Source organism: Zoogloea sp. GW822-FHT05C07 (assembly GCF_058800215.1).
Window position 1 is genome coordinate 3,032,803 of record NZ_CM179510.1, and the last position, 16,956, is coordinate 3,049,758.

Consider the following 16,956-nt stretch of genomic DNA (forward strand, 5'->3'; position numbering starts at 1 on the left):
CGGGCATGAAGGCCGTAGTCCGGCTCTATGAACTGAGCGAGCGGGTGGTGTGGAACTCCCTCACCCGCAAGTTCTGCAGCCTGTTCCTGGTGTGCGGTTTCCAGCTCGTGCTGCTGGCGCTGACCTGGCGGACCCGCGAGCAACTGCGCGGCCTGCCGGGCGGGGACGGGCAGGCCGGAGCGGCACTCGACGGGCTGCTGGGGTGGAACGTGGCGCTCCTCCTCGCCTCGGTGGCCTATGTGGCCTTTTCAGTGTGGTACTTCCGCTTCCTCATCGTGCGGCCGGTGCGCGCGGTGATCGACATCTTCGAGCAGATCGGCGCCGGTGTCGGCAATCTGTCGCGGGACCTGCCGGCCAGCACCCACGACGAACTGCGCGAGCTGGCCGAGGCCTACAACCGCTTCCTGCGCAAGATGCGCCACCTGCTCAACAACGTGCGCCTGATGACCTTCCGGATCGGCATGGACACCGCGCTGACCCGCCGCAACCTGGGCCAGTCGGCGGCCAGTGCGCAGCTGCAGGACCGCCTCGCCGAGCAGGTGCGCGAGGCCAGCAGTGCGACCACGCTGGGCATCAGCGAGGTCAGCGCCGAGACCCAGCGCATCGCCGGTGTGACCCTGGCCAACCTGGAGCTGGCGCGCAGCTCCAACGACGAGCTGGAGGAGGCGGCCCGGCGCGTCAATGAAGTCAGCCTGCGCGTCGGGCGCTTCAACCATACGGTGGCTGACCTGAGCGCCCGCTCGGAGAGCATCCAGGCCATCGTCGCGCTGATCCGCGGGATTGCCGAGCAGACCAACCTGCTGGCCCTCAATGCTTCCATCGAGGCGGCCCGGGCCGGCGAGGCAGGGCGCGGCTTCTCGGTGGTGGCGGACGAGGTGCGCGGCCTGGCGGAGCGCTCCCGCCAGGCCTCCGAGGAGATCTCGCGCAACATCGACGGCATGCTGGGCCTGGTGGACAGCACCCGCAGCGAGACGGCCCGGATTACCGACGACATCGGCCTGACCCGCGACGTGATGGACAAGGCAGCCGCCAATTTCGCGGTGTTGATGGGGGATTTCGACCGCACCGCGCGGACCCTCGGCAGCGTCGCCGCGACGCTGGAGCGCTTTGCCGACAGCAACCGCACGGTCCATCGCAACATCGGCGAGATCGACGCCCTCAGCCAGCAGGTCAGCGAGCGCCTGCAACACAGCGAGGTGGTGGCCGGCGAGCTCGACCAGGCGTCGGGCAAGATCCAGGAGATCATCCTGCGCTTCGTCGTCGGCGAGGGGGAGTTCCACGAGGTCATCAATACCCTGCAGCCGGCGGCGGCCGAGCTGGCGGCGATCCTCGAAGGAGCCGCCGCGCGCGGCATCGACGTGTTCGACCAGGTCTACCGGCCGATTGCCGGCACCGATCCGCGCCAGTACCACACCGGCTACGACCTGGCCCTGGAGGCGCCGCTGCAGGCGGTGCTCGACCTGGTGCTGGCGCGCTTCGAGTGGGGCCACTTCTGCGTGCTGGTGGATCGCAACGGTTATGCGCCGACCCACAACCGTTGCCATTCCCATCCGGCCTGTGGCGACCCGGCGGTGGATGGCGAGCGCAGCCGTCACAAGCGCCTGTTCGACACCCCCGATGCGCTGGCCGTGGCCCGCCAGACCGACAAGCCCTTCGTGGTGCGCACCTACACCCGCGACAACGGCGACATCCTCACCGAGGTGGCGGTCCCGCTGCGCGTGGGCGGCCGCCACTGGGGCGCGCTGCGCTACGGCTTCGACCCGCGCGGCTGGCCGGTGGTGGGCGACTGAGCGGCTGCGCGACAAGGAGAATTCAGGATGGATCGTTACACCGAGCTGCGCAGCTTCGTGCTGGTGGCGGAAAAGGGCAGCTTCGCGGCGGCAGCGCTGGTCGAGCAGGTTACGCCGGTGGTCATGGGGCGGCGCCTCGACGCGCTGGAAGGGCGCCTCGGCGTCAAGCTGATGCACCGCTCGACGCGCGGTCTGCACCTCACCGAGCTGGGGGAGCGCTTTCTCGAACAGGCGCGCCAGCTGCTCAAGGACTTCGACGACGTGGAGTCGGCGATCACCGCCGGCCGCAACACGGTGCGCGGCCACCTGGTGGTATCGGCGCCGGCGGCCTTCGGGCGGCGCCACGTGGCGCCCCACGGGCCAGCTTTCCAGGCCCTGTACCCAGACCTCAAGCTGTCCTTCAACCTGACCGACAGCGTGGTGGACCTGGTGCGCGAGGGCTATGACATGTCGATCCGCATCGGCGAGGTGACCGACCCGAACTACGTGGCGGTGCGGCTGGCTGGCAACCGGCGCGTGGTGTGCGGCACGCCGGCCTATTTCGAGCGTCACGGGGTGCCACAGACGCTGGACGACCTGGCTCACCACAACTGCCTGGCCTTCAACCTGCAGGGCGGCCAGCAGCGCGGCTGGGCCTTCCTGCAGGATGGGAAGATGGTGGCGGTGAAGGTCAGCGGCAACCTCGACTGCAACGACGGCGAACTGCTCTATAGCTGGGTCAAGCAGGGCCTCGGCATCGGCTGGCGGTCCACCTGGGAGATCGAGGGCGAGCTGAAGCGCGGCGAGCTGGTTACCGTGCTCGACGACTTCGCCGCGCCGGCCTATGCGATCCAGGCGGTCTATCCGCAGCAGCGCTACCTGCCGGCCAAGGTGCGCGTCTTTATGGACTACCTGAGGCGCATCTATGCCGAGCCGGGCTACTGGGAACGCTGAGGGCGGCCGCGTGGCATTGCCTGCCTCACGCCCGCGTCACCGTCAGCAGGTGGCCGCTACGCACCTGGCGCAGCAGGCGCGGATCGTCCTCCAGGCGGCCGAGCACCTGGCAGCCGCTGTCGTGGTGGACTGCCGACGAGCCGAAGGGCAGGGCGATGGATGCGCCGGCCGGCCAGTAGCACACGGTGCCCGGCTCAAGGTCGTCACGGGTCTTGCCGCCAGCGCGGACGCGCAGCGGAACGCTGAGGACGACCTCGTCGCCACGGCTCGCCGCGGTGGATTGCAGCGGCAGCGCGGCCAGCATCGCACGAGCGCCCGGCGTGTCGTCCAGGCGGGCGAAGACTTCCCCGTGATCCCAGGCAATCCGGATGCGCATGGCCGTGCTCCTTGTGTCGATGCTGTCGGGCTGATCTTAGGGGAGTGGGGCGGTGGCGATAAGCGCCGCGGGCGGCAGTTCTGTGCATACCGCCGGTATCGGCCCGGCGGCGGCCGTCATGCGCTTTCGGCCAATTCGTTTGTACTTTCCGACGATCTGCACGGGCCCGCGCCGTGGGCCGCGGCGGGCCGGCTACACTGGCTGCGCGCACCCCGCGCCATGACATGAGAAAACATAATTCAAGGAGACCAGCCATGTCCGATCTGCCGATCAGCCGCTACCCCGTTCCCGAACTCGCCAACCTGCCCGACGACGTGCGCGCCCGCATCCTCGCCGTGCAGGAGAAGGCCGGCTTCGTGCCCAATGTGTTCCTCGCGCTGGCCCACCGCCCGGAGGAATTCCGCGCCTTCTTCGCTTACCACGACGCGCTGATGGAGAAGGACGTCGGCCTCAGCAAGGCCGAGCGGGAGATGATCGTCGTCGCCACGTCCGGCGCCAACCAGTGCCTGTACTGTGTGGTCGCCCACGGGGCGATCCTGCGCATCCGCGCCAAGAACCCGCGCGTCGCCGACCAGCTGGCCACCAACTACCGCAAGGCCGAGATCAGCCCGCGCCAGCAGGCCATGCTCGACTTCGCGCTGAAGCTGTCGCTGGATGCGGCCACCGTCGGCGATGCCGACATCGCGGCCCTCAAGGCCCACGGCTTCGACGACGAGGCGATCTGGGACATCGGCGCGATCACCGCCTTCTTCGCGATGAGCAATCGGCTCGCCAACCTGATTTCCCTGCGCCCCAACGACGAGTTCTACCTGATGGGCCGCCTGCCGAAGAGCTGAGCACCCGCAACCGCTTTTTCCTTTCCCTCTCGGCCGCTAGTCCGGCCCTTTCATCGCCGGCTTCTGCCGGCGTTTTTTTGGCATTCGCGGTGCCGCTGAATATTTTTTCGTCGTTGCTGTAAGAACGCGGGGGGCATTTCCGTCCAATCGCCAGCACCTGATAATCCGGGGCGCCATGCCGGCGTCCGGCAGGGCTGCTTTCAACCCCTCAAGGAGATTCGCAATGAACAAGGCTACCGCTCTCACCGCCGCCCTGGCTGCTTCCGTTGCTTTCGGTGCTGCCCATGCCGCCGACAACCCCTTTGCCGCCAAGCCGCTGGCTGGGGGCTACCAGCTGGCCCAGGCCGACACCAAGATGCAGGACGGCAAGTGCGGTGAAGGTAAGTGCGGTGCCGACAAGAAGGCTGCCAGGAAGTCCGCGCACAAGGCCGAAACGAAGATGAACGACAAGATGGCCATGGACAAGAAGGCCGATGGCTCCTGTGGCGCTGACAAGAAGGCCGACGGCAGCTGCGGTGCCGACAAGAAAAAATAATCGATCGGAATGGCCGGGACGGCGCATGCCGTTTCCCGGCCCATGCGGGAGGATTCGACATGCCAGAACGCATGCCCCACGGGGCCGGGCTCGGCTTTCGCCGCGAGTTGCTGGCGGAGATGGAAGCCGGCGTACCCGACACGGTGGACTTTTTCGAGCTGGCACCGGAGAACTGGGCCGGCATGGGCGGTCGTTCGGCGCGCCAGCTGCGCGCCTTCACCGAGCGTTACCCCTTCGTCTGCCACGGCCTGTCGCTGAATCTGGGCGGGCCGCAGCCCCTCGACATGGAACTGCTGGCGCGCATCCGCGCCTTCATGGCCGGGCACGGCATCGGCCTGTACACCGAACACCTGTCCTGGTGCGGCGATGCGGGCCAGCTCTACGATCTGTTGCCGCTGCCGTGCACCGGCGAGGCGGTGCGCTGGGTTGCCGCGCGCATCCGCCAGGCCCAGGACGCGCTGGGCATGGCCATCGGCATCGAGAACGCCTCCTACTACGTGGCGCCGCCCGGCGCCGAGATGGGCGAGGCGGACTTCATCCGCGCGGTGGTGGAGGAGGCCGACTGCCGGTTGCACCTGGACGTGAACAACGTCTTGGTCAATGCCGCCAACTTCGGTTTCGACCCTTACGAATTCATGCACGCGCTGCCGCTGGAGCGCTGCTGCTACATCCACGTGGCGGGGCATGACGTGGAGCCGGACGGGCTGCGCCTCGACACCCACGGCGCCGACGTGATCGACCCGGTGTGGGCGCTGCTCGATGCCGCCTACGCGCGTACTGGTCCGCTGCCGACCTGCCTGGAGCGGGATTTCAACTTTCCGCCGCTGGCCGCGCTGGGGGCCGAGGTCGCGCAGATCGCCACCCGCCAGGCCCGTGCCCGGCGGGCCACCGAGGTGCCGGTGTGAGCGCGCCCGCTGATGTGGCCGCCGCCGGGCTGCAGGCCTGGCAGAGCGCCTTCGGCGAGCGCCTGCGCCATGGCCGCCGGGCCGCCTGTCCAGTTGGCGTGCCAGCCGGGCGCATGGCGGTGTACGAGGGGCTGGTGTTCCAGCGTCTGCGCGGCTTTCTCGACCGTTGTTTTCCGGTGGCCCGGGCGACGCTGGGCGAGGCCCGGTGGACCCGCCTGTGCCGCGCCTTCCTGCGCGACTGGCGCTGTGCGACGCCGTGGTTCCGCGAGATCCCGCAGGAGTTCCTGGCCTACCTGGACAGCGGCGCCTGCCGCCAGCCGCTGCCGCGCTGGTTCGGCGAGTTGGCGCGCTACGAATGGACGGAGCTGGCGGTGGACGTGATGGATGTGGCGGTGCCGCCGCACCGGCCCGACGGCGATCTGCTCGACGGCGTGCCGCTGGCCAACCCGGCGCGGCTGTCGCTGGCCTTCGCGTGGCCGGTGCAGCGCATCGGGCCGGACTTCCGGCCGCGCCAGCCCGAGGCGGCCTATCTGGTGGTGTATCGGGATGCGGACGACGTGGTGCGCTTCATTGCGCTGAGCCCGGCAAGCGCGCGTCTGTTGGCGCTGCTCGACGGCGAGCGCAGCGGGCGGCAAGCCCTCGAAGCGCTGGCCATGGAGCTGGGGCGGCCGGCCGATGCGGCATTCATCGATTTTGGCCGGCACAGCCTGGCCGAGCTGCGCCAGCACGGCGTATTACTGGGAGAACGGACATGACGACTCTGCGCATCCAGGCTTCGGCCTGGTTCGATACGGGCTTGGGGCAGCTGGAGAGCCTTGGGCAATGGATTGCGCTGCTCGGCCTGCGGACACTGCTGGCCTGGGAGTTCTTCGAGTCGGGGCGGGAAAAGCTGTTCGGCCCCAACTGGTTTGCCGACATCCAGGGCCAGTTTCCATTTCCGTTCGACCTGGTGCCGCCGGAGGTCAGCTGGCAGCTCGCCACGTGGATCGAGTTGATCGGCGGCGCAGCCCTGCTGCTGGGGCTGGCGACGCGCTTCTTCAGCGTGGCGCTGGCCGTGTTGACGGTGGTGGCGATCGCTGCCGTGCATTGGCCCGCGGACTGGATGGGCCTCCGCGAACTCTGGCAGGGTTATGCGATCACCGACGCTGGCCACGGCAATTTCAAGTTGCCCCTGCTCTTCCTTGCTATGCTGATGCCACTGATCCTGCTCGGGCCGGGGCGGCTGAGCATGGATGCGTGGATCCGTCGGCGGCTGCTTGCCGATCCGCATGGGAGCGCCGCCCCGTAGATTGTTCGCCAGCCATGATCGACTCCGGCAGTGCCGACCTCATTTCGGGCTTCCGCCCGCAGATGCTGAAGTTTGCCCGCCTGCAACTGCAGGACGAGGCCGCCGCGGACGACGCCGTGCAGGAAGCCATCGAGTCGGCGCTGCTGGGCATCGACCGCTTTGCCGGGCGCTCGGCCTTGAAGACCTGGATCTTCACGATCCTGCGCCACAAGATCATCGATACGCTGCGCGAGCGTGGCCGTACGGTGCAGATCTCCAGCTTCGAGCGCGACGAGGAGGAACTCGACGAGGCCTTCGACCGGCTCTTCAAGGACAACGAGCACTGGAGCCCGCAGGGGCGGCCGCAGGCCTGGGGCGATCCGGAAGAGGCGCTGGCCCAGCGCCAGTTCTGGCAGGTCTTCGAGACCTGTCTGGAGGTGCTGCCGGCGCGCACGGCGCGGGTCTTCATGATGCGCGAGTTCCTCGGTTTCGAGACCGACGAGATCTGTGCGACGCTGGTGCTCACCGCCAATAACTGCAACGTGATCCTGCACAGGGCCCGCGCGGCGCTGCGGCAGTGTCTTACCAACGGCTGGTTCGGCGCGGAGGGCCGGGCATCATGATGAAATGCAGGGACGCGACCCACTTGATGTCCGAGGCGCTGGACCGCCCGCTGGGCCGCGGCGAACGCCTGCGCTTGCGGGTGCATCTGCTGTTCTGCGGCGGCTGCCGGGCTTTTCGTCAGCAGATGGATTTTTTGCGCCTGGCGACTCGGCGCTTCCTCGAACGCGGCGACTAGCGCGTCATCGCATTCGAAGAGGCGCTGCCGCACGCAAGGAAATGCCGGACTGCCTCGGATTTCCTTGCTTCCTCGGGGCCGGGCTGGGCGCCCGGCTGGTTCAGTGGCGGCTCTGGATTTCCTCGATGTAGCCGAGCATGCCGGTGCGGATGTTGGCGGCGTTGCCCTCGTCGGTGTCGATGTGCATCGCCAGCCGGTAGCTCGGGCTGACCCGCACGATCACGTCGCCGAAGATCAGCTCGCGCTCGCCCTCGACGCGCACGCGCACCACGTACTTGTCGCGCACCCGCAGGCGGCGCGCGTCTTCCGGCGTCATGTGGATGTGGCGCTGGGCGCAGATCACGCCGCGTTCGATGGTGGTGCTGCCGGCCGGCCCTTCGAGGGTGATGCCCGGGGTGTTGGCGAGGTCGCCGGATTCGCGGATCGGCGGTTGCAGGCCGACCTTGAACTGCTCGGTCATGGCGATTTCGACCTGGGTCTCCTTGCGGGTCGGGCCGAGCACGCGCACGTTGGCGATGCGTCCCTTGGGGCCGACCAGGTGCACCTTCTCGGCACAGGCGAACTGGCCGGGCTGGGACAGCTCGTGTTCCGGCGTGAGCTGGTGGCCGGGGCCGAACAGCTTCTCCACGTCGGCCTGGGACAGGTGCACGTGGTGAGCCGAGATCTCGACGGGGATCGGCATCGGCGCCTTTTCCTCGGCCTTGGCCTCGCGGATCAGTTCGTCCCTTTCGATGGCGCGCAGGGTCTCCCAGGCCACCAGCCGTTCGTCGTCATTGTTGATGACGAGGATGGTTACCGGCGAGTCGTCGGTGGAGATGATCGCGAAGTCTTCCACCTTGCCGAGGTTGCGGTTCCTCTCCTCGTCGAGCTTGATGCCCATGTAGGCGAGGCCCTGGCAGGCCAGGCTGCGCACCGCGGCGCTGGTCTCGCCGATGTCGCCGGTGAAGGCCAGCACGTCGATACCGCCCATCGCCGCCACGTAGGCGCCGATGTTCTTGCGGACCTGGTAGCAGAAGGCCTTGTGGGCCAGCAGCGCGCGGTGGTGGCCGTTGCCGGCGGCGGTCTCGATGTCGTGGATGTTGCTGGAGATGCCGGAGATGCCCTTCAGGCCGCTCTCGGTGTTGATCAGCGTGGACAGGGCTTCCGGCGACATCTGCTGGTGCTCCATCAGGTGCACCATGACAGCCGGGTCGATGCTGCCGGAGCGGCTGGGCATGATCAGCCCGTCGGTGGGCGTCATGCCCATCGAGGTGTCCACCGAGCGGCCGTGGTCGATGGCGCACACGGAGGCACCGATGCCCAGGTGGCAGGAGACGATCTCCAGTTCGCCGAGGGGGCGCTTCAGCACCTCGGCCGACTTCAGCGACACGTAGCGGTGGGAGGTGCCGTGGAAGCCGTAGCGGCGGATGCCATCCTGCTTGTAGAGGTCGTAGGGCAGGCCGTACAGGTAGGCGTAGGGCGGCAGGGTCTGGTGGAAGGCGGTGTCGAAGACCGCCACGTGGGGCACGTCGGGCAGCCGCTTGAGGGCTTCGCGGATGCCGGCCACGTTCACCGGGTTGTGCAGCGGCGCGAATACCGCCAGCGCCTCGATGTCGGCGATGACGGTCGGCGTGATGACCGCCGCGGCGGCGAAGCGGTTGCCGCCATGGACGACCCGGTGGCCGACCGCGCAGATTTCATCGAGCTCGAAGGCGAAGGCGTCGCCGAGCTGGCGGGCGGCGTCCTGCATGACCGGGAACAGCTCGGACAGTGGGAAGGGGTCGCGGGTGATGGTCTTGACCTGCGGGCCGACCATCACGCTGATGCGCGACACGTACTCTTCGGCGTTGTCGATGATGCCGTGGACGTCGGAGCCGAGGTCGCGGGTATCGTAGATGCCAAAGTGGATCTGGCTGAGGCCCACGTTGAGGGCAATCACCTTGCCGGCGCGCGCGGAGTGCAGGGATAGCACCGACGCGGCGGAGGACTTGGCCGACACGATGTCCAGCGACATGCTGCGCATGCGTTCGAGCAGCATCCGCGACAGGTAGCCGATGGCCTTCGGGTTGGTGAGGATGTGGGTGTTGAAGGTCTCCAGCGGGATCAGCAGCACGTAGCAACGGTTGCCGGCGATCACGTCGGCGGTCACGCGGTCGCCGGTGAGGGTGGACATCACGCCGAACACGTCGCCCGGCCCGAGCTGGGTCAGCACCGTGCGGGTGCCGGTGTTGTCGGTGACCGAGATTTCCGCGTGGCCGGTGATCAGCACGCCGAGGTACTGGCCCTCGTCGCCGGTTTCCAGAATGGCCTCGTTGCCTTCGTAGGTGGCCAGCCGGCCGCTGGCCACGATCTCGTCGACCTTGTCGGCCGGGAAATGCTCGAACAGGCGTACCTGTTCCAGGAAAAACCGTTTCAGATCGATGTCGCTCACGCTGTGTCTCGCTTGAAAGAGTGGAGCCGGATGAAAGGATAGCGACAGGATAGCGTTCCTGTTGCAATGCATCAAAGGCCAATCGCCGTCGGAGTGTGTTGCTGTTCAGCTCACAGGATAGTTCGCCGAGGCGTCAGCCGGATGAACGGGCGAAGAGCGGTGTCCGGCCACGGGAGCGGTGGACGGGAGTGGCGTGCGGGAGGGGCTGGAAAGCACAAAGGCCGACCCGGAGGTCGGCCTTTGTGGCAAGTGCTGGTGCTCATGGGCAGGATTGAACTGCCGACCTCTCCCTTACCAAGGGAGTGCTCTGCCACTGAGCTACATGAGCCGGAACCGGCATGTCGCAGACCAAGAAGGCCTGCTGGCAACGAAACGCTTTTTGAAGGGCGCTGCGCTTTTGACTGGAGCGGCAGAAGAGTCTCGAACTCTCGACCTCAACCTTGGCAAGGTTGCGCTCTACCAACTGAGCTACTGCCGCGTACTACCTGAAAACAAAGAGTCCAATCGGAAGATTGGACTCTTTGCGAAATCTGGTGCGTCGCGAATGTGTTTCGGCAACTGCAAAAAGCGGGCGCATAGTACCCAATCGAAACGGGGCTTGGCAAGCTTTTTTATGTTTTTCGCTGCATTTCGTTGCACATGGTTGCCGTGTGAGGAGACTCGGGGGGCTTGACAATCGTTTGCGTTTCTTGTTTCCCATCAATGATAGGGTGTCCGCGGCCCGTGATGATGGGCTGGAACTCAACGCATCGAATGCAGGTGTCACCATGAACGTATTTCTCGCCCCGGCCGTGGCTTTTCTCAATCGCCTGGGTTTCCGCGGCAAGTTTGCGGTGATCAGCGCCTGCGTGGTGTGCGCGCTCGCGGGCCTCGGGAGCTTCTTGGGCTTCAATCTGTGGGGCGAGGTGCAGGCTACCCGCGCCGAGCAGGCTGGTGTGCAGCTGCTGGTGCCGGCCCTGCATGCCTTGCAGGACACCCAGAAGCACAGGGCCGCGATGATCAGCGTGCTGTCCGGCCAGGCTGATGCGAAAGGGCGTGCCGATGAGATCGCCGCTCAGGTCGGGCGCTGGATGGGCCAGGTGGACGAGACGCTGAAGGCGGCGCCGGTGCTGCAGGCGACCCAGCCGAAGTGGCAGGCCGTACGGGAAGAGTGGGCGCGGCTGGTCGCCACGGGCGGCAGCATGGACGCCACCGCAAATCGGATGGCCCACCGGGAGCTGATCGAGCACCTGCTGGATTACATCGACGACGTGGTTACCGCGTCGGGCTTGCTGCTCGACCGGGAGGCGGATGGCTTCTATCTCGTCGATGCCGTACTGGTCCGTCTGCCCGACGTGATGGAGCGGATCGGCAAGATGCGCGCGATGGGCAATCAGTTGCTGACCCAGAAGAGTGCCACCGATAAGGATCGGGAAGACCTGGCCACGCTGCTGGCGGTCAGCGATGCGCGTTATCAGAGTGTCACCAAGGAGCTGAAGAAGGCCAGCGCGGAGCGGCCGGGGCTGGCTGCCGCGGTGGCGCGCCTGGAGGGCGAGGCCGGCCCGCAGTTGAAGGCGCTGACCGACGTGGTTCGGCGCGACATCCTGGCCGGCCGCTACGAGACGCCGGCGGCCGATTGGGTGCAGCGCACGACGGCTACCATCGACGCCTTGTACGGGCATGCCTTCACGCAATTCGTGCCGGAACTGGAAGGCCTGCTGGCGGCCCGCGAGAGCCGCCTGCTGCAGACTTTTGCGACCACCGTGGCGGTTGCCATCGGCGTGTCACTGCTGATCGTCTATCTGCTGGCCGCGGTGTCTTCGGCGATCGGCGGGGCGGTGGCGAGCCTGGCGGCCAGTGCTGAGCGGGTTGCCGACGGCGACCTCACCGTGAAGGTCGATCTGGTCTGCCGGGACGAGTTGCAGCGGGTAGCCCAGGCTTTCAATCGCATGAGCGGGTCGATCGCCACCCTGCTGCGTGGGGCCAGCCAGACCGCGGATGAGCTGTCGACGGCCGCCGATCGCCTGGTAACGGCATCCGGCGAGGTGGCGCAGAGTTCGTCCGGCCAGAGCGATGCGGCGTCGGCGATGGCGGCGGCGGTCGAGCAGATGACGGTCGGCATCAACCACATTTCATCGAATGCCCAGGATGCCCAGGGCGAAGCGACGCATGCGGGCCGGCTGGCGGTGGAAGGCGGCGATGTGGTGCGGCGGACCATCGACGACATCAACCGGATTTCCGAGGTGGTGCAGCGCACCGCCGGCATTGTCGGCGGCCTCGGCGAACGCTCGACACAGATCTCGGCCATCGTCGGTACGATCAAGGAGATTGCCGACCAGACCAACCTGCTGGCCCTCAACGCGGCCATCGAGGCGGCCCGTGCGGGCGAGCAGGGGCGCGGTTTCGCGGTGGTGGCCGACGAGGTGCGGAAACTGGCCGAGCGTACCGGTCAGTCGACCCAGGAGATCGCCGCGATGGTCAAGGCGATCCAGGACAGCACGCAGGATGCGGTGCAGGCCATGGAGGAGGGCGTCGGCCGGGTCGGCGAGGGGGTCGAGCGGGCCGGCCAGGCGGGTGGCGCGATTGCCGAGATCCGCGACGGTTCGGGGCGGACCGTGCAGGCCATCAACGAGATCAGCGACGCCCTGCGCGAGCAGAGCGCCGCCAGTACCGAGATCGCCCGCCGCGTCGAGGGCATTGCGCAGATGGCCGAGCGCAACAGCCTCAATTCCAGCGAGACGGAGCAGACCGCCCACCAGCTGAAGGCGCTGGCCGGTCACCTGGAGCAGGACATCGCCCGTTTTCGTCTGCCCTGATTCCGGCTGTCAGGTGGTGGCCAGCTTGCGGGCCACCGGCGCTTCGCGGATCGGCAGGTTGACCAGCGCGGCGAACACCGCCAACACCATGTCGGCATACCACATCCAACTGTAGTCGCCGAAGCGGGCCAGGGCCAGGCCGCCCAGCCAGGCGCCGAGGAAGCCGCCGATCTGGTGGGACAGCAGGGTCAGCCCGAACAGCGTGGCCAGGTAGCGGATGCCGAACAGCTTGCCGACGATACCGGCGGTGGGCGGCACGGTGGCCAGCCAGGTGACGCCGAGCCCGGCGGCGAACAGGTAGTAGGTCAGCTCGGTGTGCGGCGCCAGCAGGTACCAGCCGATCAGCACCGCCCGCGACGCGTACATCACCGCCAGCACGTGCTTGCTGCGATAGCGGGAAATGCAGGCGCCGGCGTACAGGCTGCCGACCACGTTGGACAGGCCGATGATCGCCAGCGACCAGCTCGCCACCGACGGCGGCAGGCCGCACAGGCTCACCTCGCCGGGCAGGTGGGTGACCAGGAAAGCAATGTGGAAGCCGCAGGTGAAGAAGCCGGCGTGCAGCAGCAGGTAGTCCCGGTTGCGCAGTGCCGTGACGATGGCCTGGCGCAGGCCGCCGTCGCTGCCGGCATCCGCATCCGTGTGATGGACCGGCGCCAGCGGCCGGTCGGTGAGCTTGTTCACCAGCGGCAGCGCGCCGAGGGTCATGACCGCCAGCGACCACATGGCCCCCATCCAGCCGAGGGCCTGGATCAGGCCCTGCAGCACCGGTGCGAAAACGAACTGGCCGAAGGAACCGCCGGCATTGATGACGCCGGATGCCGCGCCGCGGGCTTCGGCCGGCATGCGCCGGGCGGCGGCACCGATCAGCACCGAGAAGCTGCCGGCGCCGGAACCCATTGCCGACAGCAGGCCGAGGGTCAGCACCAGGCCGAAGGCGGAGTCCACGAAGGGCGTCAGCGCGCTGCCGACGGCCAGCAGCAGTACTCCGCCGATCAGCACTGGGCGGGGCCCGTAGCGGTCGGCGATGGCGCCGGCCACCGGCTGGATGGCGCCCCAGCTGAACTGACCGATGGCCAGCGCCAGGCTGATGGTGGCGATGCCGAGGCCGGTGGAGGTGTTCAGCGGGCTGACGAACAGCCCGATGGACTGGCGGGCGCCCATGGTGACCAGCAGGATGCCGGCGGCCGCTAGCGTGGTGAGCAGGACATCGGGCTTGCGCAAGGTGTGGAACATGATGGCGATCCGGGTGAGCAGGGGGTGGATCGACTATAGGTTTTGGATACGCCGCGAAAAAGATGATAATCGTCACCAATACGTCAACGGATCATTGACAAATGCGCTGGCTGGCAAGTTGGGAGAGTTTCGTCCGCGTCGTCGAGGAAGGCAGCATGGCCGCCGCCGCCCGGCGTCTGGACTGCACGCGGGCCCAGGTCAGCAAACAGGTCGGCGAACTGGAGCAGGCCTTCGGTGTGCGCCTGTTCGAGCGCTCCACCCGCAAGCTGGTGCTGACGCCGTCCGGCGAGATCTTCCACCGCCACGCGCTGCAGGCCCTCGACGCGGTGGATGGCGCCGAACTGGCGGTGCGCAACGTGGACGAGGTGCCGCGCGGCGTGCTGCGCATCGGCGCCTCGGCGGTGTTCGGGCGCCAATGCGTGGCGCCTTTCGTGCCGCGCCTGCTGGCGCGCTATCCGGAGCTGGAGTGCGAGCTGATCCTCAGCGACGAGCGGGTGGACTTCGCCGACGCGAGCATCGATCTGGCGCTGCGCATGACCAAGTCCCCGCCGGAGGACGTGGTGTCGCGCCTGCTGCTGGTGTTGCGGCGCGTGATCTGCGCGGCGCCGGCCTATCTGGCAGCCCACGGCCGGCCCCGGTTGCCGGCCGACCTGGCGGCGCACCAGTGCTTCAGCCACCTGCTCAGCGACGGCGGGATGTGGCGCTTGCGGGATGACGGGGGCAGCGAGCTCAGCGTACCGATACACAGCCGCCTGCGCTTCAACGACATCGGCAGCACGCTGGACGCGGTACGGGCCGGGCAGGGCATCGCGATTCTGCCCACCTACCTGTGCGGCGACGCGCTGGCGCGGGGCGAGCTGGAAACGCTGCTCGACGCCTACGAGCCGCAGGTGGATTTCGGCCGCAACCTGTACGCCTGTTATCTGCCCAGCCGCGGGCGCCTGCCGGCGGTGCGGGCCTTCCTGGGCGAGTTCCAGGCCTGGCTGAGCCCTGAGCCGCCGTGGGAGCGTTACGGGCGGGGGCGCTGAGGGGCGCTCACGGTGGGTATGCGTTCGGCAAGCCGCACGACAGCCTGGCGTGGCAGACTGATGTCCGTTTCTGCAAACCGTTCATGCCATGCCGCGTGTCGCCGATCGTCTTCTTGCCCTGTGCAGCCTCGCATTGCTGGCCTTGCCGTACGGTGGCCAGGCCGCGGAGCCGGCCGTGCGCGACCAGGATGTGCATGTGGAGCGTGCCAACGGCGGTTTCGTGGTGGACGTGGTGATGCACACGCCGGTGCGGCCGGCCCAGGCCTGGGCGGTGCTGACCGACTTCGAACACATGGCGTCCTTTGTGTCCAACCTGAAGAGCAGCCGAGTCCTCGAGCGTAGCGAGGGCATGCTGAAGGTGCACCAGCAGGGCGTGGCGCGCTATGGCTTGTTCTCGGCGAACTTCGAATCCCTGCGGGAAATCCGCCTGACGCCCTACAGCGAGATCCGTGCCCATGGCCTGGGCGGCAACCTCCAGCGCATGGAGAGCCTGATGCGGCTCGAGCCGGAGGACGGCGGTACCCGCCTCAACTACCACGCCGAAGCCCTGCCGGGCTTCTGGTTTCCGCCGATGATCGGCCCGGCGCTGGTCCGCCATGAAACCGCCGAGCAGTTCTCTGCGATGCTCGACGAGATGCGGCGGCGGCAGGAATGACGCGGATGGGGCCTATTCGGTGGTGCTGGGGCTCCAGAAGGCCTGGCTGATACCGGGCTGCTCGGCGAGCCGGCGGGTCAGCCGGTCCAGCTCGTCGCCATCCACCGCGGTGGCCATCAGCACCGCCTCGATTTCCACCGCATCGTCGCCGAAGGCATGCACGACGAGGTCGCGGGCCGTGTGCTCGGCGGCCTCCAGCGCCGCTTCCAGCAGGCGCAGGGCTTCCTTCTGGCGTTCGCGCGGGGCGATCACATAGACGGTGTTGGTGACTTCCACCGCCAGGGTGTCGATCGGTTCCCGGTTGATGCGGTCCACCACCGGCCGCAGCAGTGTGTTGGCCGCAAGCACGAACAGCGCGCCGAGGGCGGCCTCGGGCAACAGGTCGGCACCGGCGCAGGCGCCGACCGCAGCCGAGCCCCACAGCGTGGCGGCGGTGTTGAGGCCGCGCACGTTGCCCTCTTCGCGCATGATCACCCCGGCGCCGAGAAAGCCGATGCCCGACACCACGTAAGCCACCACGTGCTCGGCGCCTTCGTGGCCGCCCAGGTGGTTGGCCATGTCCACGAAGATCGCCGCCCCCACCGCCACCAGCACGTTGGTGCGCAGCCCGGCGGTACGCTGCCGGTACTGGCGCTCGTAGCCGATCAGCCCGCCGAGCACGAAGGCAGTCACCAGGCTCAGCAAGGTGTCGAGGAGGGATACGAGGTTGATGTTCTCGATCGCTTGCAGGGTCATGTGGTCGTCTCCGAAGGGCCGACGGGCTGCTGCCCGCCGGGGGAGAAGGATAGGGGCGTCGTGTTACGAGGGTGCCGGGTTCAGAAACCCAGGCTCTCGCCGGCACCGAGCAGCGTGGCCACGCCGAGCACGGCGAAGATCGCCGCGGCGATGCCATGCACCAGGCGCACCGGGATCGCATGGGCGATGCGGTCGCCGAGCAGCACCGCCGGCACGTTGGCGATCATCATGCCGAGGGTGGTGCCGGCCACGACGACGGCCAGGTTCTGGTACTGGGCGGCCAGTGCGATGGTTGCCACCTGGGTCTTGTCGCCCATCTCGGCGAGGAAGAACGCCACCAGCGTGGTGCCGAAGACGCCGAAGTGGGCCAGTTTGGCGTCGTCCTCGTCGAACTTGTCGGGGATCAGCGTCCAGATCGCCATCGCGATGAAGGACACGCCGAGGACCCAGCGCAGCGTGGTTGGGCCGAGCAGGGTCGTGACCCAGGTGCCGACGGCACCGGCGAAACCGTGATTGACCAGCGTGGCGACGAGGATGCCGATGATGATCGGTACCGGCTTGCGGAATTTTGCGGCCAGGATGAAGGCCAGCAGCTGGGTCTTGTCGCCGATTTCGGCGAGGGCGACGATGCCCGTGGAGACGAGGAAAGCTTCCAT

General features: G+C 67.8%; 17 protein-coding genes and 2 tRNA genes. 12 read left to right on the plus strand and 7 right to left on the minus strand.

What is annotated here, in order from left to right:
- Nucleotides 1-5 precede the first annotated feature (5 nt).
- Together AC3QL2_RS14185 and AC3QL2_RS14190 are read left to right on the plus strand one after the other, a co-directional pair.
- Nucleotides 6-1,790: a methyl-accepting chemotaxis protein gene (locus tag AC3QL2_RS14185; protein WP_493231037.1), complete on the plus strand. Its 1,785-nt coding sequence runs from the start codon at nt 6-8 to the stop codon at nt 1,788-1,790.
- Nucleotides 1,791-1,817: 27 nt separating this feature from the next.
- Entirely contained in the window at nt 1,818-2,723 is a 906-nt protein-coding gene (locus tag AC3QL2_RS14190; RefSeq protein ID WP_493231038.1) for a LysR family transcriptional regulator, read from the plus strand.
- 25 nt (nt 2,724-2,748) lie between these two features.
- Here the strand turns inward: AC3QL2_RS14190 and AC3QL2_RS14195 are convergent, their stop codons facing one another.
- Complete coding sequence (locus AC3QL2_RS14195; RefSeq protein ID WP_493231039.1) at nt 2,749-3,099, minus strand: cyclophilin-like fold protein; 351 nt, start codon at nt 3,097-3,099, stop codon at nt 2,749-2,751.
- Nucleotides 3,100-3,353: 254 nt separating this feature from the next.
- Here AC3QL2_RS14195 and AC3QL2_RS14200 point away from each other — a divergent pair, with 254 nt between their 5' ends.
- The 7 genes from AC3QL2_RS14200 to AC3QL2_RS14230 all read left to right on the plus strand — a co-directional run bounded on the left by AC3QL2_RS14200 (nt 3,354) and on the right by AC3QL2_RS14230 (nt 7,441).
- Nucleotides 3,354-3,935 (plus strand): peroxidase-related enzyme, encoded by a 582-nt coding sequence (locus tag AC3QL2_RS14200; RefSeq protein WP_493231040.1) that lies wholly within the window; start codon nt 3,354-3,356, stop codon nt 3,933-3,935.
- A gap of 223 nt (nt 3,936-4,158) precedes the next feature.
- The gene (locus AC3QL2_RS14205; RefSeq protein ID WP_493231041.1) at nt 4,159-4,470 is read left to right on the plus strand and encodes an HvfA family oxazolone/thioamide-modified RiPP metallophore; all 312 of its coding nucleotides are present in this window, start codon (nt 4,159-4,161) and stop codon (nt 4,468-4,470) included.
- Between the two features lie 59 nt (nt 4,471-4,529).
- On the plus strand, nt 4,530-5,375 hold the full coding sequence (locus AC3QL2_RS14210; RefSeq protein ID WP_493231042.1) for an HvfB family MNIO-type RiPP peptide maturase: 846 nt from the start codon (nt 4,530-4,532) through the stop codon (nt 5,373-5,375).
- Nucleotides 5,372-6,130: an HvfC family RiPP maturation protein gene (locus AC3QL2_RS14215; RefSeq protein ID WP_493231043.1), complete on the plus strand. Its 759-nt coding sequence runs from the start codon at nt 5,372-5,374 to the stop codon at nt 6,128-6,130. The genes AC3QL2_RS14210 and AC3QL2_RS14215 overlap by 4 nt, the downstream gene beginning before the upstream one ends.
- The gene (locus AC3QL2_RS14220) at nt 6,127-6,663 is read left to right on the plus strand and encodes an HvfX family Cu-binding RiPP maturation protein (protein WP_493231044.1); all 537 of its coding nucleotides are present in this window, start codon (nt 6,127-6,129) and stop codon (nt 6,661-6,663) included. The genes AC3QL2_RS14215 and AC3QL2_RS14220 overlap by 4 nt, the downstream gene beginning before the upstream one ends.
- Nucleotides 6,664-6,677: 14 nt before the next feature.
- A complete protein-coding gene (locus AC3QL2_RS14225) occupies nt 6,678-7,265 on the plus strand; it encodes a sigma-70 family RNA polymerase sigma factor (RefSeq protein WP_493231045.1) in 588 nt (195 codons plus the stop codon).
- Nucleotides 7,262-7,441 carry a zf-HC2 domain-containing protein gene (locus AC3QL2_RS14230; RefSeq protein ID WP_493231046.1) on the plus strand — a complete coding sequence of 60 codons (180 nt, stop codon included), beginning with the start codon at nt 7,262-7,264 and terminating at the stop codon, nt 7,439-7,441. Before AC3QL2_RS14225 ends, AC3QL2_RS14230 begins: the two co-directional genes overlap by 4 nt.
- Nucleotides 7,442-7,541: 100 nt before the next feature.
- Here the strand turns inward: AC3QL2_RS14230 and AC3QL2_RS14235 are convergent, their stop codons facing one another.
- The 3 genes from AC3QL2_RS14235 to AC3QL2_RS14245 all read right to left on the minus strand — a co-directional run bounded on the left by AC3QL2_RS14235 (nt 7,542) and on the right by AC3QL2_RS14245 (nt 10,329).
- The gene (locus AC3QL2_RS14235; protein WP_493231047.1) at nt 7,542-9,851 is read right to left on the minus strand and encodes an acetate/propionate family kinase; all 2,310 of its coding nucleotides are present in this window, start codon (nt 9,849-9,851) and stop codon (nt 7,542-7,544) included.
- A gap of 253 nt (nt 9,852-10,104) precedes the next feature.
- Nucleotides 10,105-10,179 (minus strand) — tRNA-Thr (locus tag AC3QL2_RS14240).
- Between the two features lie 74 nt (nt 10,180-10,253).
- Nucleotides 10,254-10,329: transfer RNA gene (locus AC3QL2_RS14245), tRNA-Gly, on the minus strand.
- A 289-nt stretch (nt 10,330-10,618) separates the two neighbouring features.
- Here AC3QL2_RS14245 and AC3QL2_RS14250 point away from each other — a divergent pair.
- Nucleotides 10,619-12,646 (plus strand): methyl-accepting chemotaxis protein, encoded by a 2,028-nt coding sequence (locus tag AC3QL2_RS14250; RefSeq protein WP_493231048.1) that lies wholly within the window; start codon nt 10,619-10,621, stop codon nt 12,644-12,646.
- A gap of 9 nt (nt 12,647-12,655) precedes the next feature.
- On the opposite strand, the gene AC3QL2_RS14255 is transcribed toward AC3QL2_RS14250, so the two are convergent.
- On the minus strand, nt 12,656-13,882 hold the full coding sequence (locus AC3QL2_RS14255) for an MFS transporter (RefSeq protein WP_493231049.1): 1,227 nt from the start codon (nt 13,880-13,882) through the stop codon (nt 12,656-12,658).
- 101 nt (nt 13,883-13,983) lie between these two features.
- On the opposite strand from AC3QL2_RS14255, the gene AC3QL2_RS14260 reads away from it, so the two are divergent.
- Nucleotides 13,984-14,910, plus strand: coding sequence for a LysR family transcriptional regulator (locus AC3QL2_RS14260; RefSeq protein WP_493231050.1), 927 nt, complete (start codon nt 13,984-13,986; stop codon nt 14,908-14,910).
- Nucleotides 14,911-14,998: 88 nt separating this feature from the next.
- On the plus strand, nt 14,999-15,565 hold the full coding sequence (locus tag AC3QL2_RS14265; protein WP_493231051.1) for an SRPBCC family protein: 567 nt from the start codon (nt 14,999-15,001) through the stop codon (nt 15,563-15,565).
- Nucleotides 15,566-15,577: 12 nt separating this feature from the next.
- Here AC3QL2_RS14265 and AC3QL2_RS14270 read toward each other — a convergent pair whose 3' ends face one another.
- Both AC3QL2_RS14270 and AC3QL2_RS14275 read right to left on the minus strand, forming a co-directional pair.
- The gene (locus AC3QL2_RS14270) at nt 15,578-16,300 is read right to left on the minus strand and encodes an MgtC/SapB family protein (RefSeq protein ID WP_493231052.1); all 723 of its coding nucleotides are present in this window, start codon (nt 16,298-16,300) and stop codon (nt 15,578-15,580) included.
- Nucleotides 16,301-16,380: 80 nt separating this feature from the next.
- The gene (locus tag AC3QL2_RS14275) at nt 16,381-16,956 is read right to left on the minus strand and encodes a TMEM165/GDT1 family protein (protein WP_493231053.1); all 576 of its coding nucleotides are present in this window, start codon (nt 16,954-16,956) and stop codon (nt 16,381-16,383) included.

Coding starts and splice junctions, on each gene's coding strand:
- AC3QL2_RS14185 (WP_493231037.1), top strand. CDS start 6: ATGAAGGCCGTAGTCCGGCTCTATGAACTGAGCGAGCGGGTGGTGTGG.
- AC3QL2_RS14190 (WP_493231038.1), top strand. CDS start 1,818: ATGGATCGTTACACCGAGCTGCGCAGCTTCGTGCTGGTGGCGGAAAAG.
- AC3QL2_RS14195 (WP_493231039.1), bottom strand. CDS start 3,099: ATGCGCATCCGGATTGCCTGGGATCACGGGGAAGTCTTCGCCCGCCTG.
- AC3QL2_RS14200 (WP_493231040.1), top strand. CDS start 3,354: ATGTCCGATCTGCCGATCAGCCGCTACCCCGTTCCCGAACTCGCCAAC.
- AC3QL2_RS14205 (WP_493231041.1), top strand. CDS start 4,159: ATGAACAAGGCTACCGCTCTCACCGCCGCCCTGGCTGCTTCCGTTGCT.
- AC3QL2_RS14210 (WP_493231042.1), top strand. CDS start 4,530: ATGCCAGAACGCATGCCCCACGGGGCCGGGCTCGGCTTTCGCCGCGAG.
- AC3QL2_RS14220 (WP_493231044.1), top strand. CDS start 6,127: ATGACGACTCTGCGCATCCAGGCTTCGGCCTGGTTCGATACGGGCTTG.
- AC3QL2_RS14225 (WP_493231045.1), top strand. CDS start 6,678: ATGATCGACTCCGGCAGTGCCGACCTCATTTCGGGCTTCCGCCCGCAG.
- AC3QL2_RS14230 (WP_493231046.1), top strand. CDS start 7,262: ATGATGAAATGCAGGGACGCGACCCACTTGATGTCCGAGGCGCTGGAC.
- AC3QL2_RS14250 (WP_493231048.1), top strand. CDS start 10,619: ATGAACGTATTTCTCGCCCCGGCCGTGGCTTTTCTCAATCGCCTGGGT.
- AC3QL2_RS14255 (WP_493231049.1), bottom strand. CDS start 13,882: ATGTTCCACACCTTGCGCAAGCCCGATGTCCTGCTCACCACGCTAGCG.
- AC3QL2_RS14260 (WP_493231050.1), top strand. CDS start 13,984: ATGCGCTGGCTGGCAAGTTGGGAGAGTTTCGTCCGCGTCGTCGAGGAA.
- AC3QL2_RS14265 (WP_493231051.1), top strand. CDS start 14,999: ATGCCGCGTGTCGCCGATCGTCTTCTTGCCCTGTGCAGCCTCGCATTG.
- AC3QL2_RS14270 (WP_493231052.1), bottom strand. CDS start 16,300: ATGACCCTGCAAGCGATCGAGAACATCAACCTCGTATCCCTCCTCGAC.
- AC3QL2_RS14275 (WP_493231053.1), bottom strand. CDS start 16,956: ATGGAAGCTTTCCTCGTCTCCACGGGCATCGTCGCCCTCGCCGAAATC.